The sequence below is a fragment of the Kitasatospora atroaurantiaca genome, from assembly GCF_007828955.1.
Lineage (GTDB): Bacteria > Actinomycetota > Actinomycetes > Streptomycetales > Streptomycetaceae > Kitasatospora > Kitasatospora atroaurantiaca.
Window position 1 is genome coordinate 2,865,080 of record NZ_VIVR01000001.1, and the last position, 23,266, is coordinate 2,888,345.

Annotated in this window: 19 protein-coding genes and 1 pseudogene; 7 read left to right on the plus strand and 13 right to left on the minus strand. The window is 72.3% G+C overall.

Annotated features, from left to right (window positions below):
• Positions 1-12 precede the first annotated feature (12 nt).
• The 7 genes from hutI to hutH all read right to left on the minus strand — a co-directional run bounded on the left by hutI (position 13) and on the right by hutH (position 8,851).
• Positions 13-1,179, minus strand: a complete 1,167-nt coding sequence (gene hutI, locus FB465_RS13175) for an imidazolonepropionase (protein WP_145790527.1) — start codon at positions 1,177-1,179, stop codon at positions 13-15.
• 226 nt (positions 1,180-1,405) lie between these two features.
• Entirely contained in the window at positions 1,406-2,758 is a 1,353-nt protein-coding gene (locus FB465_RS13180; protein WP_145790529.1) for a formimidoylglutamate deiminase, read from the minus strand.
• Positions 2,749-3,933 (minus strand): allantoate amidohydrolase, encoded by a 1,185-nt coding sequence (locus FB465_RS13185; RefSeq protein ID WP_145797318.1) that lies wholly within the window; start codon positions 3,931-3,933, stop codon positions 2,749-2,751. Before FB465_RS13185 ends, FB465_RS13180 begins: the two co-directional genes overlap by 10 nt.
• Before the next feature lie 14 nt (positions 3,934-3,947).
• Complete coding sequence (gene hutU / locus FB465_RS13190; protein WP_145790531.1) at positions 3,948-5,621, minus strand: urocanate hydratase; 1,674 nt, start codon at positions 5,619-5,621, stop codon at positions 3,948-3,950.
• A gap of 122 nt (positions 5,622-5,743) precedes the next feature.
• Positions 5,744-6,073, minus strand: a complete 330-nt coding sequence (locus FB465_RS13195) for a hypothetical protein (RefSeq protein ID WP_145790532.1) — start codon at positions 6,071-6,073, stop codon at positions 5,744-5,746.
• Between the two features lie 134 nt (positions 6,074-6,207).
• Entirely contained in the window at positions 6,208-7,077 is an 870-nt protein-coding gene (locus FB465_RS13200; protein ID WP_145790534.1) for a MurR/RpiR family transcriptional regulator, read from the minus strand.
• Between the two features lie 190 nt (positions 7,078-7,267).
• Entirely contained in the window at positions 7,268-8,851 is a 1,584-nt protein-coding gene (gene hutH, locus FB465_RS13205; protein ID WP_145790536.1) for a histidine ammonia-lyase, read from the minus strand.
• A gap of 111 nt (positions 8,852-8,962) precedes the next feature.
• Between hutH and fdhD the strand changes: the two genes are divergently transcribed.
• Positions 8,963-9,793, plus strand: a complete 831-nt coding sequence (fdhD, locus tag FB465_RS13210) for a formate dehydrogenase accessory sulfurtransferase FdhD (protein WP_145790538.1) — start codon at positions 8,963-8,965, stop codon at positions 9,791-9,793.
• An 11-nt stretch (positions 9,794-9,804) separates the two neighbouring features.
• On the opposite strand, the gene FB465_RS13215 is transcribed toward fdhD, so the two are convergent.
• The 4 genes and pseudogenes from FB465_RS13215 to FB465_RS13230 all read right to left on the minus strand — a co-directional run bounded on the left by FB465_RS13215 (position 9,805) and on the right by FB465_RS13230 (position 14,350).
• Positions 9,805-10,149 carry a hypothetical protein gene (locus FB465_RS13215; RefSeq protein ID WP_145790540.1) on the minus strand — a complete coding sequence of 115 codons (345 nt, stop codon included), beginning with the start codon at positions 10,147-10,149 and terminating at the stop codon, positions 9,805-9,807.
• 715 nt (positions 10,150-10,864) lie between these two features.
• Positions 10,865-12,004 (minus strand): annotated as a pseudogene (locus tag FB465_RS36910) (GGDEF domain-containing protein); the annotation flags it as partial.
• Between the two features lie 240 nt (positions 12,005-12,244).
• Complete coding sequence (locus FB465_RS13225; protein WP_145790542.1) at positions 12,245-13,357, minus strand: adenylate/guanylate cyclase domain-containing protein; 1,113 nt, start codon at positions 13,355-13,357, stop codon at positions 12,245-12,247.
• A 132-nt stretch (positions 13,358-13,489) separates the two neighbouring features.
• Positions 13,490-14,350, minus strand: a complete 861-nt coding sequence (locus tag FB465_RS13230) for a biotin--[acetyl-CoA-carboxylase] ligase (RefSeq protein WP_145797320.1) — start codon at positions 14,348-14,350, stop codon at positions 13,490-13,492.
• A gap of 269 nt (positions 14,351-14,619) precedes the next feature.
• On the opposite strand from FB465_RS13230, the gene FB465_RS13235 reads away from it, so the two are divergent.
• From FB465_RS13235 to FB465_RS13255, 6 genes are all read left to right on the plus strand, one after another.
• Positions 14,620-16,200: an acyl-CoA carboxylase subunit beta gene (locus tag FB465_RS13235; protein WP_145790543.1), complete on the plus strand. Its 1,581-nt coding sequence runs from the start codon at positions 14,620-14,622 to the stop codon at positions 16,198-16,200.
• Between the two features lie 24 nt (positions 16,201-16,224).
• Positions 16,225-16,443 (plus strand): acyl-CoA carboxylase subunit epsilon, encoded by a 219-nt coding sequence (locus FB465_RS13240; protein WP_145790545.1) that lies wholly within the window; start codon positions 16,225-16,227, stop codon positions 16,441-16,443.
• 152 nt (positions 16,444-16,595) lie between these two features.
• The gene (gene mmpB / locus FB465_RS37490) at positions 16,596-16,721 is read left to right on the plus strand and encodes a morphogenic membrane protein MmpB (RefSeq protein ID WP_281292338.1); all 126 of its coding nucleotides are present in this window, start codon (positions 16,596-16,598) and stop codon (positions 16,719-16,721) included.
• Between the two features lie 20 nt (positions 16,722-16,741).
• Positions 16,742-17,338, plus strand: a complete 597-nt coding sequence (locus tag FB465_RS13245) for a Maf family protein (protein ID WP_145790547.1) — start codon at positions 16,742-16,744, stop codon at positions 17,336-17,338.
• Between the two features lie 302 nt (positions 17,339-17,640).
• Complete coding sequence (locus FB465_RS13250; RefSeq protein WP_145790549.1) at positions 17,641-18,387, plus strand: hypothetical protein; 747 nt, start codon at positions 17,641-17,643, stop codon at positions 18,385-18,387.
• A gap of 220 nt (positions 18,388-18,607) precedes the next feature.
• Positions 18,608-20,383, plus strand: a complete 1,776-nt coding sequence (locus FB465_RS13255; protein WP_145790551.1) for an acetyl/propionyl/methylcrotonyl-CoA carboxylase subunit alpha — start codon at positions 18,608-18,610, stop codon at positions 20,381-20,383.
• 234 nt (positions 20,384-20,617) lie between these two features.
• Here the strand turns inward: FB465_RS13255 and FB465_RS13260 are convergent, their stop codons facing one another.
• Together FB465_RS13260 and FB465_RS13265 are read right to left on the minus strand one after the other, a co-directional pair.
• Entirely contained in the window at positions 20,618-21,523 is a 906-nt protein-coding gene (locus tag FB465_RS13260) for a DeoR/GlpR family DNA-binding transcription regulator (RefSeq protein WP_246193206.1), read from the minus strand.
• A 223-nt stretch (positions 21,524-21,746) separates the two neighbouring features.
• Positions 21,747-23,201: an NAD(P)H-quinone dehydrogenase gene (locus FB465_RS13265; protein ID WP_145790554.1), complete on the minus strand. Its 1,455-nt coding sequence runs from the start codon at positions 23,199-23,201 to the stop codon at positions 21,747-21,749.
• Positions 23,202-23,266: the final 65 nt, after the last annotated feature.

Sequence of the window (23,266 nt, forward strand, 5' to 3'; positions counted from 1 at the left end):
TTTCGCGTTCTCTCAGACCTCGCGCACGCCCGCACGCCAGACCGCGGCGGTGAGCGGTACACCCGGCCGGTAGGCGAGGTGGACGTGCGAGGGCGCGTCCAGCAGCAGGAGGTCGGCGCGGGCCCCGACGGTGATGCTGCCGACATCCGTACGGCGCAGGGCGCGAGCACCGCCGACGGTCGCGGCGTGCACGGCCTCGTCCGGGGTCATGCCCATCTCGCGGACGGCGACGGCGATGCAGAAGGCCATCGACGTGGTGAAGCTCGAGCCCGGGTTGCAGTCCGTGGAGAGCGCGACGGTGGCGCCCGCGTCGAGCAGACGGCGTGCGTCCGGGTACGCGGCGCGCGTGGAGAACTCCGCGCCGGGGAGCAGGGTGGCGACGGTGTCGGAGCTCGCGAGAGCGGCGACGTCGGCGTCCGTGAGGTGGGTGCAGTGGTCGGCCGAGGCCGCACCCAGCTCGACGGCGAGCTGCACACCGGGGCCGTACGAGAGCTGGTTGGCGTGGACGCGCGGGATCAGGCCGCGCTCCTGGCCGGCCTTGAGGATCGCGCGCGCCTGATCGCCGTCGAAGGCACCGTTCTCGCAGAAGACGTCCACCCACCGGGCGTGCGGGGCACAGGCGTCGAGCATCTCCCCGGTGACCAGGTCGACGTAGCCCGCCGGGTCGTCCGCGTACTCGGGGGCGACCACGTGCGCGCCGAGGTAGGTGGTCTCCGGGGTGTGCGAGGCGGCGATGCGGAGGGCACGCGCCTCGTCGGCGACGGTCAGGCCGTAGCCGGACTTGCACTCGATGGTGGTGGTGCCCTGGCGGAGCGCCTCCTCGATGAAGCGGGTGAGGTTGGTGTCGAGCTCCGCGTCGGTGGCGGCGCGGGTGGCGGCGACGGTGGTGCGGATGCCGCCCGCGGTGTAGGCCTGGCCGGACATCCGGGCGTTGAACTCGGCGGTGCGGTCGCCTGCGAAGACCAGGTGGGCGTGCGAGTCGACGAAACCGGGGATCAGGGTGCGGTCGTCGGCGTCGTAGTGCTCGTCGGCGGCCGGGGCGGACGCGGCGTGACCGACCCAGGCGATCCGGCCGGCCTCGACCACCACGGCGGCGTCGGCCAGCAGTCCGAGCGGGCCGGTCCCGTGGGCGGGGTCGTTGGTGACCAGGCAGCCGATGTCGGTGATCAATGTGCTCAACGGAAGCCTTTCGAAGTAGGGGTACTCCAGGGGCGCGGGGGCCTTCCGAGGCAGGGGCACCCCAGGGGCGCGGGGAACTGCGCGAGGCGGGAGGCGGCGACGTTCAACCGGTTACGGCGGGCAGTGCCACCTGGGTTCGGATCAGGTGCGGGATCGGGGGCTTCCGGTTTCGCCAGTTCCCCGCGCCCCTGAATAACCCGATTGCGTTGATCAACCCCATCGGGCCCTAGGACTGCAGGGCGGCGATGGAGTCGCGGAGGGCTGCCGGGACGTCGGCGACCAGTTGGTGGACGCCGTCCGTGACGATCTGCCGGCCGCCGACCACCACGTGCCGTACGTCGGCCGCCGAGGCGGCGAAGACGGCCGTCTCGGCGCCGAGCGCGGGCCTCGGCCCGGCCGTGCGGACGGAGTCCAGCGCCACCACGGTGAAGTCGGCCAGCGCCCCGGCCTCGATCCGTCCGGCCTCGGGCCAGCCGAGCGAGGCATGGCCGTCCTCGCCACCCGCCCGAAGCAGGGCGTTCGCCGTCCAGTGGCCGCGGGTGCGGGTGTGCAGGCGCTCGTCCAGCTCCAGCGCGCGGGCCTCCTCGAACGGGTCGATCACCGCATGGCTGTCACTGCCGAGGGTGATCGGGCAGCCCGCACTGGCGAGGCGGCGGGCGGGCCCTATGCCGTCGGCGAGGTCCCGTTCGGTGGTCGGGCACATGCAGATGTTGGTGGACGAGTCCGAGAGCAGCCGGATGTCCTCGTCCGTCAGGTGCGTCGCATGGACGGCCGACGTACGGGGGCCGAGCACGCCGTGGTCGGCGAGCAGCCGGGTCGGGGTGACGCCGTGGGCGGTGAGGCAGGCGTCGTTCTCGGCCGTCTGCTCCGAGAGGTGGACGTGCAGGGGTGCCTTGCGCATCGACGCCCAGTGCGCGACGGTGCCCAGCTGGTCGGCGGGTACGGCGCGGACGGAGTGGATGGCCGCGCCGATCCGGGCGTGCTCGTTCTCCTTGAGCTCGGAGGCGCGGGCCGCCCAGCCGTCCGCGTCACCGTCGGTGAAGCGCAGCTGCGGCTTGGTCGGCTCGGCGCCGAAGCCCGAGGAGAGGTAGCAGGTGTCGAGCAGGGTGATCCGGATCCCCGCCCGTGCCGCTGCCTCGATCAGCGCCGACCCCATGGCGTTGGCGTCGGAGTAGCGGCCGCCGCCGGGGGCGTGGTGCACGTAGTGGAACTCCCCCACCGCGGTGATGCCGGCCAGCGCCATCTCGGCGTAGACCGCGGTGGCGAGCTCCAGGTAGCTGTCCGGGTCGAGGGCTCCGGCGAAGCGGTACATGGTGTCCCGCCAGGTCCAGAAGGTGCCCGAGCCGACCTGGACGTTGCCGCGCAGCGCGCGGTGGAAGGCGTGCGAGTGGGCATTGGCCTGGCCGGGCAGCAGCAGGCCCTTCAGCCGGACGGCCTCCGGCGGGCACGGCCCGCTGTCCGGGGTGACCTTGGCGATCTTGCCGCCCGGGCCGACCACGATCAGCACCGCGCTCTCGACGACCGGCCCGTTGACGTGCGGCAGCCAGGCGTACTCCGCCCAGTACGTCCTTATTGGCATGCGAGGTCCTCCAGTACGTCGGCGAGCGCGGCCACACCGGCGAGGCAGTCGGCCTCCTCGGCGTACTCCGCCGGGGAGTGCGAGACACCGCTCGGGTTACGTACGAACAGCATGGCGGTCGGGATGGCCGATGCCAGGATTCCGGCGTCGTGTCCCGCGCCCGTCGGCAGAACGGGGACATTGCCCAGCCGCTTGGCGAGCCGGTCGCGGAGCGGGCCGTCGAAGTCCACGACGGGCGTGTACGACTCGCGGGTCAGCTCGACCCGGACGCCGTCGCGCTCGCCGCGCTCGTACGCGGCCTGCCGGATCTCCTCGACCACCCGCTCCAGGGTGGCCTCGTCCGCTGCCCGGGAGTCCAGCCAGCCCCGGATGAGGGAGGCGATCGCGTTGGTCCCGTTCGGCTCGACCGCCACCTTGCCGAAGGTGGCGAGGGCGCCGGCCAGCTTGGCCTTCTTCCGGGCGGAGAGCACGGTGTTGGCGTAGGTGAGCATCGGGTCGCGGCGGTCCTCGATGCGGGTGGTACCGGCGTGGTTGGCCTCGCCGTGGAAGTCGAAGCGCCAGCGGCCGTGCGGCCAGATCGCGCTGGCCACGCCGACCGGGTGCTCCTCGGTGAGGTAGCGGCCTTGCTCGACGTGCAGCTCGACGAAGGCGCCGATCCGCGACAGCCGGTCGTCGTCCGCGCCGATGGCGGTGGGGTCGTAGCCCGCCTTCTCCATCGCGTCGGGCAGCCGGACGCCGTCGGCGTCGCGCAGCTCGTACGCCTGGTCCCGGCCGAGCACTCCGGCGGTGAGGCGGGAGCCGATGCAGGCGACGCCGAAGCGCGCGCCCTCCTCGTCGCCGAAGTTGACGATCGCCAGCGGCTTGGTGAGCTCGGCGTCGCGCGAACGGAGTTCGTCCAGCGCGGCGAAGGAGGAGACCACGCCGAGCGGGCCGTCGAAGGCGCCGCCGTCCGGCACCGAGTCCAGGTGCGAACCGGTGACGATCGCGCCCTGGCCGCGGGGGTCGCCGAGCCAGGCCCACTGGTTGCCGTTGCGGTCCAGCTCGTAGGTCAGACCGCGGGAGCGGGCCTGCTGCTCGAACCAGGCCCGGCACTCGGCGTCGGCGGTGTTCCAGGCGAAGCGGCGGTAGCCGCCGGAGGAGGCGGAGCGGCCCACGGGGAGCAGCTCCGCCCACATCTCTTGGAAGGACGTCACAGCTCACCCATCGGGACGCGCACCCCGCGCTCGTCCGCGACCTCGACCGCGCGGTCGTAGCCCGCGTCGACGTGGCGGATGACGCCCATGCCCGGGTCGTTGGTGAGCACCCGGCGGATCTTCTCGCCCGCCAGCGCGGTGCCGTCCGCGACGGTGACCTGGCCGGCGTGGATCGACCGGCCGATGCCGACGCCGCCGCCGTGGTGGATGGAGACCCAGGAGGCGCCGGAGGCGACGTTGACCATGGCGTTGAGCAGCGGCCAGTCGGCGATCGCGTCCGAGCCGTCCAGCATGGCCTCGGTCTCGCGGTACGGGGAGGCGACGGAGCCGCAGTCCAGGTGGTCGCGGCCGATCACGATCGGCGCGGACAGTTCGCCGCTCGCCACCATGTCGTTGAAGCGCTCGCCGGCCTTGTCGCGCTCGCCGTAGCCGAGCCAGCAGATGCGCGCCGGGAGGCCCTGGAAGTGCACCTTCTCCTGGGCCATCTTGATCCAGCGGTGCAGCGACTCGTTCTCCGGGAAGAGGTCGAGCACGGCCTTGTCGGTCTTGTAGATGTCCTGCGCATCACCGGACAGCGCGGCCCAGCGGAACGGGCCCTTGCCCTCGCAGAACAGCGGGCGGATGTACGCCGGGACGAAGCCGGGGAAGGCGAAGGCGCGGTCGTAACCGGCCAGCTGGGCCTCACCGCGGATGGAGTTGCCGTAGTCGAAGACCTCGGCGCCGCGGTCCATGAAGCCGACCATGGCCTCGACGTGCTTGGCCATCGACTCGCGCGAGCGCTGGGTGAACTCGGCGGGCTTGGCGGCCGCGTAGTCGGCCATGTCCTCGAAGGCCACCCCGATGGGGAGGTACGAGAGCGGGTCGTGGGCGCTGGTCTGGTCGGTGACGATGTCGATCGGGGCGTCCATCGCCAGCAGCTGCGGGAAGATCTCGGCGGCGTTGCCCAGCAGGCCGATCGAGAGCGGCTGCTTCTTGTCACGGGCGGCGGTGGCCAGCTCCAGCGCGTGGGCGAGGTTCTTGGCCTCGACGTCCAGGTAGCGGTGCTCGATCCGGCGCGAGATGCGGGACGGGTCGCAGTCGACACAGATCGCCACGCCGCCGTTCATGGTGACGGCGAGCGGCTGGGCGCCACCCATGCCGCCGAGACCGGCGGTGAGGGTGATGGTGCCCTCGAGAGTGTTGTTGAACTTCTTTGCCGCGACGGCGCCGAAGGTCTCGTACGTGCCCTGGAGGATGCCCTGGGTGCCGATGTAGATCCAGGAACCGGCGGTCATCTGGCCGTACATGGTGAGCCCGAGGCTCTCCAGACGGCGGAACTCCTCCCAGTTGGCCCAGTCGCCGACCAGGTTGGAGTTGGCGATCAGTACGCGCGGCGCCCACTCGTGGGTCTGCATCACGCCGACCGGACGGCCGGACTGGACCAGCATGGTCTCGTCCTGCTTCAGCGTCTGCAGCGTGCGCACCATGGCGTCGTACGAGCGCCAGTCGCGGGCCGCCTTGCCGGTGCCGCCGTAGACGACCAGCTTGGACGGGTGCTCGGCAACCTCGGGGTCGAGGTTGTTCATGAGCATCCGAAGGGCGGCCTCCTGCTGCCAGCCCTGGGTGGTCAGGTTCGTCCCGCGCGCCGCGCGCACCTCGCGCGGACCACTGCCCGTCTGCTGCTGCACCATGCTCCCGGCCTCCTTGCGGATGGATTCATTCAGGTTCTTCCTGTCTGAATATATCCAAACAATCAGGCCGTTGCCAGAGTCCGCTCCGGCTGATTCACCGGCCGCGGACGTTCAGGCTGCGGTCAGGCCGCCGCGCCGCCGTCCCAGTCGATGCCGATCTCGGCGAGCCAACGGCGGTCGTCGTCGTCCGGCGCGGCGGGCTCGGCGGGGCGGGGCGGGCGCGGGATCTCCTGGACGGGGCCCAGGCCGTACTTCTCGGCGGCGGCAGCGGCGGCCGGGTTCGGCTCGATCAGGCCCACGTGGACGGCGTTCTGGTCGCCCGGATCGAGGACGGTCAGCTCCGGGTCGGGCGGGCGGCGCAGGGCGATCCGGCGCCCGCAGGTGGGGCAGGACCACTCGTCGGCGCCTGAGGCGAGCCGGCCGGTCAGCTTCATCTCGTGGATCTCACGCATGGCGGACACCCCCCGTCCGGCCCCGGAGGCGAGGCCTGCTGATGGGATGCCCGCTCACCGACAGTCAGCAACCCGACCGGGTGCGATCTACTCCAAGCTGTGTCTATTCAGGCTGCGTCCGTTCCAGGCTGCGCCTACTCCAGGAAGAGACCCCGCGCCGCCGCCGACTGCTCGATGGCCTCCAGGCGCGCCTCCGCACCCGGGAGTTCGTCGCACATGGTCTGCAGCAGGACACGGCCGAGCATCATCGGCGCACAGGCGGTGTCGAAGACCAGCCCGGTGCCGACGGCGGCCGGGAGCATGAGGTCGGAGAGCTTGGCGACCGGCGCGAAGGCGCTGTCGGCCACGGTGAGGATCGTCAGGCCGCACTCGCGGGCCACCACCAGGGCGTCCATCAGCTCGCGCGGGTAGCGCGGCAGGGCGAAGCAGAGCAGCGCGGTGGCCCCGGCCGCGGCGGCCTGTTCGAGCCGGTCGGCGAGCATGCTGCCGCCCTCGTCCAGCAGCCGGATGTCCGGGTGCACCTTGGCCGCGAAGTAGGCGAAACCCCCCGCCTGCGCGGAGGCGGCCCGCAGGCCGAGCACCGGCAGCGGCCGGGAGGCCGCCAGCAGCCTGGCGGCCCGGACGATCGGCTCGGGGTCGGCGAGCAGCTCCGCGAGGTGGCGCAGATGGGCGATCTCGGCGAGGACGGCCTGCTGGTGCTCGTTGCGTACGACGTCCGCGGGCGTCTCGGGTGCCGTGGGCTCCCCCGCGCCTAGCTCGCGCAGCTGCTTGCGGAGGGCCGGGTAGCCGTCGAAGCCGAGGGCGACCGCGAAGCGGGTGACGGAGGGCTGGCTGACACCGGCCAGTTCGGCGACCTCGACGCTGGAGAGGAAGGGCGCCTCGGTGGCGTGCCGTACCAGCGAGTGCGCGATCCGCCGCTGGGTCGGGGTGAGCCGGTGGCCCTCGAAGAGCTGGAGGAGGCGGGCGGAGGGGCCGACGGTGCCGTTGTCTTCCATGACGGTCATCAGCGATTCCTCCGTGCTGGTCCGGCTGCGGCGGTCGGCACGACTGTGCAGCAGTCCTGACATGTGAGCAACGATGTTTCGAACAGTGGGACGATCCGGCTCTCGGGGTGACCCCTGATTTCCCCCCAGAGCCGCCCTCGAACCCGGGGTGAGCGGGCCCTGACGGCCCGCTCACCCAAGGGTTTCGGCGTTACGCCAGCGGGCCGGTGACCCGCTCGACGGCACGCACCAGGTCACCGGAGGCGACCAGGGCGGCCGCGGCCTCCAGGTCGGGCGACAGGAAGCGGTCCCGGCCGGCCCCGCCGACGCCGGCCTCGCGGGCGGCGGCCAGCGCGGCGGCGGTGGCGGGGGCCAGCGGACCGCTGCCGTCGACCTGCTGGCGGATCTCCAGCGCGCGGGCCGAGGCGGTCAGCTCGACGGCGAGGATCCGGCCCAGGTTCTCCACGGCCTGGCGCAGCTTGCGTGCCGCGGACCAGCCCATGGAGACGTGGTCCTCCTGCATCGCCGAGGACGGGATCGAGTCCACCGAGGCCGGGACGGCGAGCCGCTTGTTCTCGCTGACCAGGGCGGCCTGGGTGTACTGAGCGATCATCAGGCCCGAGTCGACGCCCGGGTCGTCGGCCAGGAAGGCCGGCAGACCGTGCGAGCGGGCCTTGTCGAGCAGGCGGTCGGTGCGGCGCTCCGAGACCGAGCCGAGGTCGGCGGCGGCGATCGCGAGGAAGTCCAGCACGTACGCGACCGGGGCGCCGTGGAAGTTGCCGTTCGACTCGACCCGGCCGTCCGGGAGGACGACGGGGTTGTCCACGGAGGCGGCCAGCTCGCGGGAGGCGACCAGCTCGGCGTGCGCGAGGGTGTCGCGGCCGGCGCCGGCCACCTGCGGGGCGCAGCGGATCGAGTACGCGTCCTGCACGCGCGGCGCGTCGTCCTGGTGGTGGCCGGTCAGACCGGAGCCCTTGAGGACGGCCAGCATGTTGGCGGCGCTGAGCGCCTGGCCCGGGTGCGGGCGGATCGGGGCGTGCAGCTCGGGGGCGAGCACCTTGGCGGAGCCGAGCAGCGCCTCGAGGGACATCGCGGCCGTGATGTCGGCGGTGGTGAACAGACGGGACAGGTCGGCGATGGCCATCACCAGCATGCCGAGCATGCCGTCCGTGCCGTTGATGAGGGCCAGGCCCTCCTTCTCCAGCAGCTCGACGGGCTCGATACCGGCCTCGGCCAGCAGCTCGCCGGCTTCCCGCTCGGCGCCGTCCGGGCCGTACGCGACGCCCTCGCCCATCAGGACGAGCGCGCAGTGCGAGAGCGGAGCCAGGTCGCCGGAGCAGCCGAGCGAGCCGAACTCGCGCACGACGGGGGTGATGCCCGCGTTGAGGAGGGCGGCCATGGTCTGCGCGACCAGCGGGCGCACGCCCGTACGGCCGGAGGCCAGGGTCTTCATCCGCAGGAACATGAGCGCGCGGACCACCTCGCGCTCGACGGCCGGACCCATGCCGGCGGCGTGCGAGCGGACCAGCGAACGCTGCAGCTGGGCGCGCAGCTCGGGGCTGATGTGGCGGACGGCGAGGGCGCCGAAGCCCGTCGAGACGCCGTAGACGGGACGCGGTTCGGCCGCGAGAGCATCGATCCTGGCCCGGGCGGTCGCCATCTCGGCGAGCGCGTCGGGGCCGATCTCGACCCGGGCGTTGCCCCGCGCGACGGCGATCACGTCCTCGGCGCTGACGTCGGCCTTGCCGACCTGGACGAGCGGCGCGTCGGGGGCCACAGCACTGTGCATATCCATATACACAATCACACCAGGTGAATGAAGATATGACAACTGGCACCCGGGTGATTTCCCGTGGGACGGGTGATGCCGCAGGCTGGGGTGTCGGACGGTGAGCGAGGAGAGCTGATGGCGCGGGCGACGGTGCGGCGGCGGGTGGTGCGGCTGCGCGGGGCGGAAGCAGGGGCGCGGCCGGACGCCTTGGCGGCGGAGGAGCCGCTGGAGATCCGGGTCGGCGGCGAGGCGCTGACGGTGACGATGCGGACGCCCGGGCACGACTTCGACCTGGTGGCCGGATTCCTGGTCGGCGAGGGGGTGGTGCACAGCGGTGAGGAGCTCGCCGCGCTGCGCTACTGCGCCGGGACCGACGCCGAGGGCGCCAACACGTACAACGTGGTCGACGCGACGGTGCGCGGCGGCGCGACCCCGCTGTCGGCGCATCGGAACCTGCTGACCACCAGCGCCTGCGGCCTCTGCGGCCGGGACACCGTCGAGGCGGTGCGGACGCACGTCCGCTGGCCGGTCGCGGACGATGCGCTGCGGGTGGGTCCGGAGCTGCTGTACGGGCTGCCGGACCGGCTCCGGGCCGCCCAGCGGACCTTCGACTCGACCGGCGGCCTGCATGCCGCCGGACTGTTCGACGCGGCGGGCGAACTGCTCTGCGCGCGGGAGGACGTCGGCCGGCACAACGCCGTCGACAAGGTGATCGGCTGGGCCCTGCGGGAGGGCCGGCTGCCGCTGACCGGGCATCTGCTGCTGGTCAGCGGCCGGGCCTCGTTCGAGCTGACCCAGAAGGCGGCGCTGGCGGGCATCCCGCTGCTGGCCGCCGTCTCGGCGCCGTCCTCGCTGGCGGTGGACCTGGCGGAGGAGCTGGGCCTGACCCTGGTCGGGTTCCTGCGCGGGCAGAGCGCCAACGTCTACACCCGCGCGGACCGCATCGGGCCGGCCGACCGCGTCTAGTTGAGGCTGCGTCAGTCGCGGTTGCGGCGGCGGAGCGCCAGCACGACCACGATGATGACGACCACCACGACGGCCAGGATCACCAGGCCGAAGATCAGGCCCAGGAACTTGCTGAAGAAGCTCTTCTTCTTCTTGCTCTTGCTCTTCGACTTCTCGACGAAGGTCACGGCCTTCGCAGGAGCGGGCGCCGCCTCCACCACCGGCGCCTGACCGGTGGAGGCCGCCGTGTCCTGAGTGACCGTCAGGGTGACCGCAGCGCTGCTCGGCGCCGCCACCGCCTCCGTATCGGCGGCTATCGTCGCCCCGCCGACGGCGAGCGCCAGGGACAGCATGACCCCTGCCAGACGTGTTCTCATTGCCCAACCTCGTTCCCCACCCAGGCCCCAGCGGCTCCGGCTCAGCGCCAACTGTCCCATGCAGCGATGGCCGTCGAACAGGCTTGTACCGGCCTGTGCCGCAGCTGTGACACCGTCACGACGGGGCTCAGGGCGGCGGGGAGGCCGGCCCGGAGAGGGCGACCGCGACCAGCGCCCGGAGCGCCGGGGCGACCTGGCCGAACGGGAGGGTGGCCTCGTCCGCGAAGAGCTCGACCAGCCAGCCGCCGGCCGCGTTGACCCCGCCGGCCGCGACCATGCCCTTGTAGCCGCTGACCACCATCATGGCCTCCTCCGCCGGATCGTTGCCCGGCGCGCCGGCCCGCAGCGCGAAGGCACCGCCGCGCGCGGCACGGCGGGTCTGCGGGTAGTGGCCGAGGTCGAAGACCGCGTCGGGGGCCTCGATCTGGGCCCGCTGGGTCTCCGCACCGGTGGTGGTAGGGCCGCTGGTCATGCGGTAGACGGCGTGCTGGGCGGTGCGCATCAGCTGGGAGCCCGGCGGCACGTACGAGATCCACCAGCCGACCGCGTCCAGCAGGTGGGAGGCCGTCTCGGCGACGGTGGCCAGCCGGCTGAGGGTGTCGGCCGGGTGGTTGGCCCGTACGGTTCCGCTCCGGTCGAGGGCGGCGAGCACGGCGGTGAGCAGCTGGCCGGGGTCGGCGCTGTGGGCGGCGCCCCGGAAGCGCCGGCGGTCCCCGGCGCCTGCCCGGCCCTGGCCGGGGCGGGCTGCCCGGCTGTCGGCGCGGTGGTGCGGGTCCGCGGCGTCGGCGAGCAGCACGGTCGGGTCCGGGGAGAAGCCGGGGCCGTGGCTGCGGCCGGCCACCACCGGGTGGGCGGCGCGGGCCGCCTTGGCGCGGTACTGGGCGGCGTCGGCGAGGCGGAAGAGCCGGTCGGAGGTGGTGACCGGGCCGATCGAGTCGCCGGTGGAGGCGACACCGCAGGCGACCCCCTCGCCGTCCGCGAGCTGCAGGGCGCGGGCGCAGAGCTCCTCGGCCACCGCGACCACCTCGTCGGCCTTCTGACCCTCCGCCAGCAGGCAGAACTCGTCGCCGCCGAGCCGGGCGGCGAGGCTGCCGGGGAGCTTGGCGGCGGCCAGCGAGAGCTGGTGGGCGAACCGCTCCAGCAGCCGGTCGCCGACCTCGTGGCCGAGCTGGTCGTTGACCCGCTTGAGGCCGTTGACGTCGCAGACCACCAGGCTGACCACGGTGTTGTCGCGGTTGTGGGCCTGCAGCGCGCTCTCCAGCCGGGCGTCGACGGCACGACGGTTGGCGAGGCCGGTGAGCGGGTCGGTGAAGGCCAGCCGCCGGAGGTCGGCCAGGCGTTCCGTCTGGGAGAGTCCGGCCGAGATCTGGGCGGCCAGCAGGGTCGCGTAGTCGGCGTCCGCCTCGGTGAAGACCGGCAGGCCGATGGTGCGGGCGAGGTAGAGCTCGCCCCAGGCCTGGCCGTGCAGCACGATGGGTGCGACCAGGCAGCACTCCCGCCCGCGCCGGCGCAGTCCGGCGGCGCGCTGCTGGCAGAACGCGCCGGCGCTCGGGTGCGCGTGGGCGATGGGCGGGCTCTGGTCCTCGGCGGTCTGCACCCAGGCGCGCGGCAGGCGGCCGGTGGTCCAGTGCTCCTCCAGATACGTGACGATCTCCGGGAAGTCGGCCACCGGGTAGGACTCGTCCTCGGGCAGTTCCTCCTCGCCCGCGGCGAGATCGCCGTAGTTCACCAGCACCCGGAGACGTCCGGACTCGCGGTCCCAGACCGAGACGGCGGCCATGGTCGCGTCGAGCGCGGCGGTGGCCCGGACGGCGGCGGCGCGGACGGCTTCGAGCGGGGTGAGCGCACCGGCCATGTCCTGGGCGAGCTCGACCACCGCCTGCAGTCGAAGATCCGGCGTCGACGGCACCTTCTCGCGCTCCGCCATGGTCGCCTCACCGCTCACCGGCTCGCCTCGTCCCTGGTGTTTGGGGGCCGTGTCCATCCTGGACCAAGGTTATGGCGGTTTAGCGAGAGTTTGCCCGATTTGTCAAGGCGAATGTGTACGAATTCGGTGCAGCCCGCACACACCCCGGGTCGCTACCGGCGTGACGGCTCAGTCGGTGCTGACGTGGCGGCTGAGCAGCCAGGGCTCGACCAGGCCGAGACCCCGGACGGGGCGGCGCCACATCGGCTGGATGTGGAAGCGGTGCTCATGGCCGTCCTGCTCGGGCGGCGCCCCCTCGGTGAGGTCGGACGGCGGCACCACGCCGTTCTGCTCCAGCGCGGCCGCCAGTTCGCCGTCGACCAGGACGGCGTCCTTGGGGGCGATCGAGGTGAGGCGGCTGGCCAGGTTCACGGTGGTGCCGAAGACGTCGCCCATCCGCGAGGTGACGGTGCCGAAGGCCATCCCGACCCGCAGCGCCGGCATGGAGTCCTCCTTGGCCAGCGTCTCGACCAGGCTCAGCGCGATCTCGGCGGCGGTGGCCGGGTCCTCGGAGACGTACAGGATCTCGTCGCCCAGGGTCTTGACCACCCGGCCGCCGTGGCCGGCGATCAGATCGGAGCAGGTGTTCTCGAAGCTCTCCACCAGCTCGCCGAGCTCCTCCTCCTCCAGGCGGCGGGAGAGGCGGGTGAAGCCGACCAGGTCGGCGAAGCCCACGGCCAGCCGGCCACTGGTGATCTCGGTGTCCTCGGCGGCCTGCACCACCCGGCCGGTGACGGCGGCCAGCTGACGGCGCCAGACGTACACCAGGAACTGCTCCAGCTCGGGCAGCAGCAGCTCGACCAGCGGGTAGGCGACGTCGGCCCTGGTCAGGCCGGGTTCGACGGCCTGGGTGAGGTTGTCGAGGAAGGTGTCCATCTGCCAGCCGGCCAGGCGCGCCGTGGTCTGGCCGGTGGAGCGGGCCACCTGGATCGCCATCGGCTCGCTGAGCAGCCCGGACTCGACCAGGCCGGCGAGCCGGCGCAGGGCGATCACGTCGCCGTCGGTGAGAGCCCTCGACTGGCCGATGTCGGGGAAGCCCATGGCCCGCCAGAAGCGGGTGGCCAGCTCCATCGGCACGTCGGCGGCGCGGGCGGCCTGGTACGGCGTGTACTTGCGTGGCGCATCGAGGATCAGCCGCTCCAGGTCCAGCGCGACCGTCTGGTCGCCCGGGCCGGTCTCACCGCCGTTTCCGCTGCCGTCTGCCACCGGTCCATCCTCGTGCGGTCGCCGCACTTGCCTCATGTCCTACCTGTCCAGGGGCGCCCGACCACCGCAGGGTAGTGGCGCGCCTCACACCGCTGCCAGGTGGAATGTTCGCACGGAATCGCGTAATCCGGGGCATCCGACCGGGACAGCGCCGGGTTCGGGGGCGTGTCAGAGGTCCTCGGGCCGTACGTGTACGACGTCCCCGGCGGCCACCGGGTGCCTGGTGCCGTCGGCCGTACGGACCACCAGACGGCCGTCGCCGTCGACGGCCACCGCCTCGCCGACCAGCTCCCGGTCACCGGGCAGCTGGACCCGGACGGAGCGGCCGAGCGTGGTGCAGCGGGCCGCGTACGCGGGCAGCAGCCCGCTGGCGTGCGGGTCGCCGGCCGCCTCGGTCCACTCCCCGTACAGCTCGGCGAACTCGCGCAGCAGCGCACGCAGCAGCGTCTCCCGGTCGGTGATCTTCGCCCCCGCCAGTGCCAGCGAGGCGGCGGCGGGGACGGGCAGCTCGGTCTCGCGCAGTGAGACGTTGACGCCCAGACCGGCGATCACCGCACCCCCGCTGAGCTCGGTGAGGATGCCGCCGAGCTTGCGCTCCGCCCCGTCGACGGTGACCAGGAGGTCGTTGGGCCACTTCAGGCCGACCGGGATCTCGGCGACCCGGCTGATCGCCGACGCGGCCGCCACGCCGACCAGGATCGGCAGCCAGCCGTACCGCTCGACCGGGACGTCACGAGGGCGCAGCAGCAGCGAGAGGAAGAGCCCGGAGCGCGCCGGAGCCGTCCACTGCCGCTCCAGCCGGCCGCGCCCTGCGCTCTGCACCTCGGCGACGAGGACGGCGCCCTCAGCCTCACCCTCCCTGGCCCGGGCGGCGAGGTCGCTGTTGGTCGAGCCGGTCTCGGCGACCACGTCGAGCGTGGTCCACAGGCCGCCCGGGAGCAGGAGGTCATGGCGCAGCCGGTCGAGGTCCAGCGGGGGCCGGTCGAGGTCGGTCCAGGGGGACGGCCCGGAATGGCCGAAGCCACGCAGACCACTACGGCGGGGACGGGAGGGCTCGGGCCCGGTCTCGGTCACCCGGCCAGCGTACCGACGGGCCGCCCGACATCACGTCAGCCCGGCCGGTGGCCGTAGGCCGCCCCATCGTCCCGCAGAACGCGCGTTAACACACTGTGTCGCTGGCCATAACAAGAAACCGTGCGCGCTGGCTACGCTACTCAACGGTAGTTCGTTGCGCCGCCCTGCCCTCACGCAAAAGTACTGAACAGGTCGCGGCCCATTGGATCAGGGAGAGCCACCGGATGACCGAGGCGCCGTACGACCCGCACACCACCGCCGGCAAGCTCGCCGACCTGCGGCGCAGGCTCGACGAGGCGGTGCACTCCGGCTCCGCCGCAGCCGTCGAGAAGCAGCACGCCAAGGGCAAGCTGACGGCCCGTGAGCGGGTCGTGGAGCTGCTGGACGAGGACTCCTTCGTGGAGTTCGACGAGTTCGCCCGGCATCGCTCCACCAACTTCGGCCAGCAGAAGAACCGGCCGTACGGCGACGGCGTGGTCACCGGCTACGGCACGGTGGACGGCCGCCCGGTCGCCGTCTTCGCCCAGGACTTCACCGTCTTCGGCGGCTCGCTCGGCGAGGTGTTCGGCGAGAAGATCGTCAAGGTGATGGACTTCGCCCTGAAGACCGGCTGCCCGGTCATCGGCATCAACGACTCCGGCGGCGCCCGCATCCAGGAGGGCGTGGTCTCGCTCGGCCTGTACGGCGAGATCTTCCGGCGGAACGTGCACGCCTCCGGCGTCATCCCGCAGATCTCGCTGATCATGGGCCCGTGCGCGGGCGGCGCGGTGTACTCCCCCGCGATCACCGACTTCGTGGTGATGGCCGACCAGACCTCGCACATGTTCATCACCGGCCCGGACGTCATCAAGACCGTCACCGGCGAGGACGTCGGCATGGAGGAGCTGGGCGGCGCCCGCACCCACAACGCCAAGTCCGGTGTCGCGCACCACCTGGCCGCCGACGAGAAGGAGGCCGTCGAGTACGTCAAGAACCTCCTCTCGTACCTGCCCTCCAACAACCTCTCGGACCCGCCGGCCTACCCCGAGGAGGCCGACCTCACGATCACCGAGGAGGACCTCGAACTCGACACCCTCGTGCCGGACTCGGCGAACCAGCCGTACGACATGCACAAGGTCATCGAGCACATCCTGGACGACGGCGAGTTCCTGGAGACCCAGGCGCTGTACGCCGGCAACATCCTCACCGGCTTCGGCCGGGTCGAGGGCCACCCCGTCGGCATCGTCGGCAACCAGCCGATGGACCTGGCCGGCTGCCTGGACATCGCGGCCAGCGAGAAGGCCGCGCGCTTCGTCCGGACCTGTGACAGCTTCAACATCCCGGTGCTGACCTTCGTGGACGTCCCCGGCTTCCTGCCCGGCACCGGCCAGGAGTGGGACGGCATCATCCGCCGCGGCGCCAAGCTGATCTACGCCTACGCCGAGGCCACCGTCCCGCTGATCACCGTGATCACCCGCAAGGCCTTCGGCGGCGCGTACGACGTGATGGGCTCCAAGCACCTGGGCGCGGACCTCAACCTGGCCTGGCCGACCGCCCAGATCGCCGTCATGGGCGCGCAGGGCGCGGTCAACATCCTGCACCGCCGCGAGCTCGCCGAGGCCGAGGATGTCGACGCCAAGCGGGCCGAGCTGCTGGCCTCCTACGAGGACACCCTGCTCAACCCGTACCTGGCCGCCGAGCGCGGCTACGTGGACGCGGTGATCGCGCCGTCCGAGACCCGCCGGCACATCGTGCGCGGACTGCGGGCGCTGCGCGGCAAGCGCGAGGTACTGCCGCCCAAGAAGCACGGCAACATTCCCCTGTAAGCAGCTGTTGGGAGAGAATTGAGCATGCCTCCGATCCAGGTGCTGCACGGGCAGCCGACCCCCGAGGAGCTGGCCACCGTCCTGGCGGTGGTCTCAGCCCGGGCCGCCGCAGCGCAGGCCGCCGCCGAGGCGGCCCGCCGTGCGGGCGGCCCGGCCTCCGCGTGGAACGACCGGGCCCGGCGCCTGCGCCACGTCCCGAAGCCGGGCCTCAACGCCTGGCGCACCTCCGGCTGGGCCGGATAGCAAACAGCGCTGCGGGGCCGGGGTTTCGAACCCCGGCCCCGCAGCGCGTTCCCGCCTTGTGGGTGACCAGCCCGTACCCCACCCGTGGGGACCGGAAGAACTGAGTACGGATACTCAAGCGCCCGGCCCGCCGCCCGGCGCAGGCTGGTGAGGTGCTCTGGTCAGATCCCCGCGACGAGTCCTCGCCCGAAAGCCGCCGGGTGCAGCAGATGCTGCGCCGGGCCGGCCCGCTGCTCGCGGCGGCCGTGCTGGTGGTCGCCGTACTGCTGATGCTCTGAGACCGCTTACGCTGGGCCGCATGACCCACCGCATCGTCGTGCTCGCCTCCGCCTCCCCCGCCCGTCTCGGGCTGCTGCGCCAGGCCGGGCTGGACCCGCAGGTACTGGTCAGCGGGGTCGACGAGGACGCGCTGACCGCACCGACGCCGGGCGAGCTGGCCCTGGTGCTGGCCGAGGCCAAGGCCCAGGCGGTCGCCGGCGGGCTGTCGGACGGCCAGCTGGTGATCGGCTGCGACTCCGTGCTGGAGCTGGACGGCCAGGCGCTGGGCAAGCCCGCCGACGCCGCCGAGGCACTCGCCCGCTGGCGGTCGATGCGCGGCCGGGACGGCGTGCTGCGGACCGGCCACTGTGTGATCGACACGGCGACGGGCAAGCAGTCCTCGGCGACGGCCTCCACCACCGTGCGGTTCGGCAACCCGGACGACGACGAGGTGGCCGCGTACATCGCCTCGGGCGAACCCCTGCACGTGGCCGGGGCGTTCACCCTGGACGGACGCTCGGCGCCGTTCGTCGACGGCATCGACGGCGACCCGGGCAACGTCATCGGCCTCTCGCTGCCGCTGCTGCGGCGGCTGCTGGCCGACATCGGCGTCCGGATCACCGACCTCTGGGTCTGACGGAACAGACCGGGCTGAGCAACCGTCAGCCGGTGGCGGGCGCGTACTGCCCGGGTAGAGCTCCAACTGCCTGTCCGGGCTGACCGCTCCCTTGTGCAGTGCCGAGGCGTCGTCGGCGAAGAGCTCGGGTGGGGTCCGGACCATCATGGGTTCGGGCCCGGGAGAAGTAAGAGGGTGGATTCCGGATTCCTGCTGCGGATCCGGACAGATCCGGGCGCGAACATCTGTCGCACCGATCCACCACCGACGGCGGACCGCCCCGATAGGCTGGCGCCGCCGTCGAGTCGGGAAGGAGCCGGGGGATGACCGACAGCGTGCTCAACGTGGTGCTCGGCCTGGTGGCCAGCACCATCAGCGCAGGCCTCGGCTGGCTGGCCCAGAACCTGCGCCGCCGCCGGCGGCTGGAGCGCGTCCGGGAGTTCTTCGGAATGCCCGGCCAGACCGAGTGCCTGCTGGTGGTCAACCGCCGCGGGGGCTCGCCCACTTCGAAGAACGTCTCACGCAACGACGTGTACGCGCTGATGGAGTTGGCGACCCTGGTGAAAGAGTGCGGCGCACAGGCGGATGTCGTGGCGCACGACGAGGTACGCCAAGGACTGGGCGCCAAGGCGGAGTTCTGCCTCGGCGGCCCGGGCAGCAACGACCGTACGGCCGCACATCTGGCCAACTGGCTGCCCGGGGTCCGGTTCGTCCCCAAGCCCGACCCGCCCTACGGCGACACCATCTCGGTGGGCGGGGAGGAGTTCCGCCGCTCCGAACCGACCAGCGCCGCCGGCGACCGGGTCTACGTCCTGCTGGCCCGGCTGCACGCGGGGCCGGACAGCCGGCCGGTCTTCCTGATCTCGGGCCAGACGGCGACCTCGAACCACGCGGCCGTCCGCTACCTGGTGGCCAACCACCGCAAACTGGCCCGCCGCTACGCCACCGACAAGACCTTCGCCCTCGTCCTCCGGGTGGTCAGCCCGGAGGCGTACGGACCGGACGTCGTCGAGCTGGCGGCCGACGTCACCGCGGCGGCGACGGCCGAGCCGGCGGCGGTCGCGGCATGAGCTGTGGCCGAGACCACATCCCCGGTCCGGCCCCTCAAGCCCGCCTCAAGCCGTCGCGGACCGGCGCGCGTAGCGTCTCTACCAGCGGAGCATCCCGCTCCGTGCTCAAGTGATCACGAATACGCGTCACGCTCCGTGTGGGCAAGCTCACCACCTGGGGCTACTCGCCGGTACGACCCCACAATCCCTAGACTCAACGAGGTTCAAGAAGGGAGCCACAGTGCGCAAGGTGCTCATCGCCAACCGCGGAGAAATCGCCGTCCGCGTCGCCCGGGCCTGCTCGGATTCCGGTATCGCCAGCGTCGCCGTTTACGCCGAGCCGGACCGGGATGCGCTGCACGTCCGCGCGGCCGACGAGGCCTACGCGCTCGGCGGCGACACCCCCGCGACCAGCTACCTGGACATCGCCAAGGTGCTCAAGGCGGCAGCCGACTCCGGTGCGGACGCCGTCCACCCGGGTTACGGCTTCCTCTCCGAGAACGCCGAGTTCGCCCAGGCCGTCATCGACGCGGGCCTCACCTGGATCGGCCCGCCGCCGCAGGCCATCCGCGACCTCGGTGACAAGGTCACCGCCCGGCACGTGGCCCAGCGCGCCGGTGCCCCGCTGGTCGCCGGTACGCCGGACCCGGTCGCGGGTGCCGACGAGGTCGTCGCGTTCGCCCAGGAGCACGGCCTGCCGGTCGCCATCAAGGCGGCCTTCGGCGGTGGCGGTCGCGGCCTCAAGGTCGCCCGCACGCTGGAGGAGATCCCGGAGCTGTTCGAGTCCGCCGTCCGCGAGGCGGTCGCCGCCTTCGGTCGCGGCGAGTGCTTCGTCGAGCGCTACCTGGACAACCCGCGGCACGTCGAGACCCAGTGTCTGGCCGACCAGCACGGCAACGTGGTCGTCGTCTCGACCCGTGACTGCTCGCTGCAGCGCCGCCACCAGAAGCTGGTCGAGGAGGCCCCCGCGCCGTTCCTCACCGAGGAGCAGAACGCGGAGCTGTACCGCGCCTCCAAGGCGATCCTGCGCGAGGCGGGCTACGTCGGCGCCGGTACCTGCGAGTTCCTGGTCGCCCAGGACGGGCTGATCTCCTTCCTGGAGGTCAACACCCGTCTGCAGGTCGAGCACCCGGTCTCCGAGGAGGTCACCGGCATCGACCTGGTCCGCGAGATGTTCCGGATCGCCGACGGCGAGGAGCTCGGGTACGACGACCCGGAGGTGCGCGGTCACTCGATCGAGTTCCGCATCAACGGCGAGGACCCGGGCCGCAACTTCCTCCCGGCCCCCGGCACGGTCACGCTGTTCGCCCCGCCGTCCGGCCCGGGCGTCCGCCTGGACGCCGGCGTCGAGACCGGCTCGGTCATCGGCCCGGCCTGGGACTCGCTGCTCGCCAAGCTGATCGTCACCGGCGCCACCCGCAAGCAGGCGCTGCAGCGTGCCGCGCGTGCCCTGGCCGAGTTCAAGGTGGAGGGCATGGCCACCGCCATCCCGTTCCACCAGGCGGTCGTCACCGACCCGGCGTTCGCGCCGGAGGTGCACGGCAGCGACGAGGCGTTCAAGGTCTTCACCCGCTGGATCGAGACCGAGTTCGACAACACCATCCCGGCGTTCACGGGCGCGGGCGGGGAGGCCGAGGAGGCCGACCAGCGCGAGACCGTGGTGGTCGAGGTCGGCGGCAAGCGGATCGAGGTCTCGCTGCCCTCGTCCCTGGGCGTCTCCTCCGCTCCGGCGGCGGGCGCGGCCGGCGGTGCGAAGGCCAAGCGGCGGGTCGGTACCAAGAAGGCCGGCTCGGCCGTCAGCGGTGACACGCTGGCCTCGCCGATGCAGGGCACCATCGTCAAGGTCGCCGTCGAGGAGGGCCAGGTCGTCGCCGAGGGCGAGCTGATCGTGGTCCTGGAGGCGATGAAGATGGAGCAGCCGCTGAACGCCCACAAGGCCGGCACCATCGTCGGTCTGAAGGCCGAGGTCGGCGCGAGCGTCAGCAGCGGCGCGGCGCTCTGCGAGATCAAGGACTAGTCAGGGCAACCACCACGGGCGCGGGGCTCTGTTTGATCAACCGAGCGCGCGAACCGGAAGACTCCGGCCCTTGGGTGGACCGCTCTGAACAAGAGGCACCCCGAAGCCATCGTGCGCTACGGGGTGCCTCTTGCCGTCCGCTGAGCCGTGACGGGTCGCAGCCTTCCGGTTTCGCGCACGCAGTTGATCAAGCAGAGCCCCGCGCCCCTGTTGTGCTGCCCTGGGTGCGTACGTCTACCGCACGCGCGGGGCGCCAAGCTCCGCGAGGCGGGTGGGCGGGCCGCCGTGGGCTCCGGGGCGGCGCTGGCCGGGCAGCGGGGCACCGCCTGAGGGCGGCCCGCTCCGCCGCGGCGCGACCGGCGTCGGCGGGTGCACCGGCTCCTCGACGGGGAGCCCGAGCGGGGCGACGGCGATCTGGACGCCGCAGTCCGCCAGGGCGTCCAGCTCGCGGGCGGTCGGGTCGTCCGCGGCGGCGTGCTCGTCCGTCACCAGGCGGGTGATCGCCTCGGTGGGGACGGTCTGGAACATGGTGTCCGCGCCGAGCTTGGTGTGGTCGGCGAGGACGATGACCTCGGCAGCCGACTGCACCAGTGCCCGGTCCACGCTCGCGGAGAGCATGTTGGTGGTCGACAGGCCGCGCTCGGCCGTCAGCCCACTGCCGGAGATGAAGGCCTTGGAGACGCGCAGGCCGTGCAGGGACTGCTCGGCCCCGCTGCCCACCAGGGCGTAGTTGGAGCCGCGCAGGGTGCCGCCGGTCATCACCACCTCGACCCGGTTGGCGTGCGCCAGCGCCTGGGCGACCAGCAGCGAGTTGGTGACCACCGTCAGCCCGGGCACCCGGGCGAGACGGCGGGCCAGCTCCTGGGTGGTGGTGCCGGCGCCGACCACCACGGCGTCGCCCTCCTCGACCAGGCCGGCCGCGAGATCGGCGATCGCGCTCTTCTCGGCCGCGGCGAGATGGGTCTTCTGCGGGTAGCCGGGCTCCCGGCTGAAGCCGCCGGGGAGCACCGCGCCGCCGTGCCGGCGGTCGAGCAGCCCTTCGGCCTCCAGGGCCCGGACGTCTCGGCGTACGGTGACTTCGGAGGTCTGGACGACGCGGGCCAGCTCGCGGAGCGACACGGCTCCGTTGGCGCGCACCATTTCGAGGATCAACTGGCGACGTTCTGCTGCAAACACAGAACCGACGGTAACCGAATGACCGTCTGCTTTCAGGCGTTTGCAGCTGGTAACGGGAATTGCTCACCTCGGAGCAGCGCACGGCCGTACAATACGCGCCGTCAACAAGGGGGGTACGCGCTCCGCCGGGCGGGTGAAACGGCTGAGGCGGCCGCCCCGGGCGACCGCCTCAACTCAGGTCCGCAGCTCAGGAGTCCGAGCCCTCGCGCTTCCGGATGTGCAGCTGGCGCGCGGCCTCGGCGGTGGAACCGGACAGGGACGGGTAGACCGTGAAGGCACCGGCCACCTGTTCGACCGTCAAGTTGTTGTCCACGGCGAGCGAGATCGAGTGAATGAGTTCACTGGCGCGCGGGGCGACGACCACACCGCCGACCACGATGCCCGTGCCGGGGCGGCAGAACAGCTTCACGAAGCCGTCCCTGATGCCCTGCATCTTCGCCCGCGGGTTGCCCCGCAGCGGGAGCTTCACCTCGACGGCGTCCATCTTCCCGCAGGAGACGTCCGCGGCCGTGTAGCCGACGGTCGCGATCTCCGGGTCGGTGAAGACGTTGGAGGACACGGTCTTGAGGTTGAGCGGCTGCACGGCGTCGCCCAGGGCGTGGTACATCGCGATCCGGCCCTGCATGGCGGCGACGGAGGCGAGCATGAAGACGCCGGTGCAGTCACCGGCCGCGTAGACGCCGGGGGCCGAGGTGCGGGAGACCCGGTCGACCTTGATCTGTCCCCAGTCGTTGAGCTTGACGCCCGCCTCCTCCAGGCCCATCTCGGCCGTGTTGGGGATCGAGCCGACCGCCATCAGGCAGTGGGTGCCCTTGATGACCTGGCCGTCCGCAAGGGTGACCTCGACGTGGTCGCCCACGCGCTTGGCGCCCTCGGCACGGGCCCGGCTCATCACGTTCATCCCGCGACGGCGGAAGACCTCCTCGAGCACCTCGGCGGCGTCCGGGTCCTCGCCGGGGAGCACGCGGTCGCGGGAGGAGACCAGGGTGACCTTGGAGCCGAGCGCCTGGTACGCGCCGGCGAACTCGGCACCGGTGACACCGGAACCGACCACGATCAGCTCACGCGGCAGCTCGTCCAGGTCGTAGACCTGCGTCCAGGTGAGGATGCGCTCGCCGTCGGGCTGGGCGTCGGGGAGCTCGCGCGGGTGGGCGCCGGTCGCGATCAGGACGGCGTCGGCACGCAGGGACTCGGTCGTGCCGTCGGCGGCCTCGACGACGACCTCGCGGGAGCCGTCCACGGCCTGGCCGCCGGAACCGAGGCGGCCCTTTCCGCGCAGGACCGTCACCCCGGCCCGGGTGACGGACTGGGTGATGTCGTGGGACTGGGCGATCGCGAGGCGCTTGACCCGTCGGTTCACCTTGCCGAGGTCGACGCCCACCACCCGGGCGGCCTTCTCCAGCGGCGGCGTGTCATCGGCGACGATGATGCCGAGTTCCTCGTAGGAGCTGTCGAAGGTGGTCATCACCTCCGCGGTGGCGATCAGCGTCTTGGACGGTACGCAGTCCGACAGCACCGCCGATCCGCCCAGACCGTCGCGGTCGACAACGGTCACCTCCGCGCCGAGCTGGGCAGCAACAAGTGCCGCCTCGTATCCGCCGGGTCCGCCACCGATGATCACGATCCGAGTCACGTGCACCATTGTCCCGCACGCCGAGACCGGCGCCACGCCGGGGCCGTTGCAATGTGCTCATATCCGAACGAGTG

Excerpts from the sequence above, each read along its gene's own strand:
- FB465_RS13180 (WP_145790529.1), bottom strand. The coding sequence starts at position 2,758 with ATGCCAATAAGGACGTACTGGGCGGAGTACGCCTGGCTGCCGCACGTC.
- FB465_RS13185 (WP_145797318.1), bottom strand. The coding sequence starts at position 3,933 with ATGTGGGCGGAGCTGCTCCCCGTGGGCCGCTCCGCCTCCTCCGGCGGC.
- hutU (WP_145790531.1), bottom strand. The coding sequence starts at position 5,621 with ATGGTGCAGCAGCAGACGGGCAGTGGTCCGCGCGAGGTGCGCGCGGCG.
- FB465_RS13195 (WP_145790532.1), bottom strand. The coding sequence starts at position 6,073 with ATGCGTGAGATCCACGAGATGAAGCTGACCGGCCGGCTCGCCTCAGGC.
- FB465_RS13200 (WP_145790534.1), bottom strand. The coding sequence starts at position 7,077 with ATGACCGTCATGGAAGACAACGGCACCGTCGGCCCCTCCGCCCGCCTC.
- hutH (WP_145790536.1), bottom strand. The coding sequence starts at position 8,851 with ATGGATATGCACAGTGCTGTGGCCCCCGACGCGCCGCTCGTCCAGGTC.
- fdhD (WP_145790538.1), top strand. The coding sequence starts at position 8,963 with ATGGCGCGGGCGACGGTGCGGCGGCGGGTGGTGCGGCTGCGCGGGGCG.
- FB465_RS13215 (WP_145790540.1), bottom strand. The coding sequence starts at position 10,149 with ATGAGAACACGTCTGGCAGGGGTCATGCTGTCCCTGGCGCTCGCCGTC.
- FB465_RS13225 (WP_145790542.1), bottom strand. The coding sequence starts at position 13,357 with ATGAGGCAAGTGCGGCGACCGCACGAGGATGGACCGGTGGCAGACGGC.
- FB465_RS13235 (WP_145790543.1), top strand. The coding sequence starts at position 14,620 with ATGACCGAGGCGCCGTACGACCCGCACACCACCGCCGGCAAGCTCGCC.
- FB465_RS13240 (WP_145790545.1), top strand. The coding sequence starts at position 16,225 with ATGCCTCCGATCCAGGTGCTGCACGGGCAGCCGACCCCCGAGGAGCTG.
- FB465_RS13245 (WP_145790547.1), top strand. The coding sequence starts at position 16,742 with ATGACCCACCGCATCGTCGTGCTCGCCTCCGCCTCCCCCGCCCGTCTC.
- FB465_RS13250 (WP_145790549.1), top strand. The coding sequence starts at position 17,641 with ATGACCGACAGCGTGCTCAACGTGGTGCTCGGCCTGGTGGCCAGCACC.
- FB465_RS13260 (WP_246193206.1), bottom strand. The coding sequence starts at position 21,523 with ATGGTGCGCGCCAACGGAGCCGTGTCGCTCCGCGAGCTGGCCCGCGTC.
- FB465_RS13265 (WP_145790554.1), bottom strand. The coding sequence starts at position 23,201 with ATGGTGCACGTGACTCGGATCGTGATCATCGGTGGCGGACCCGGCGGA.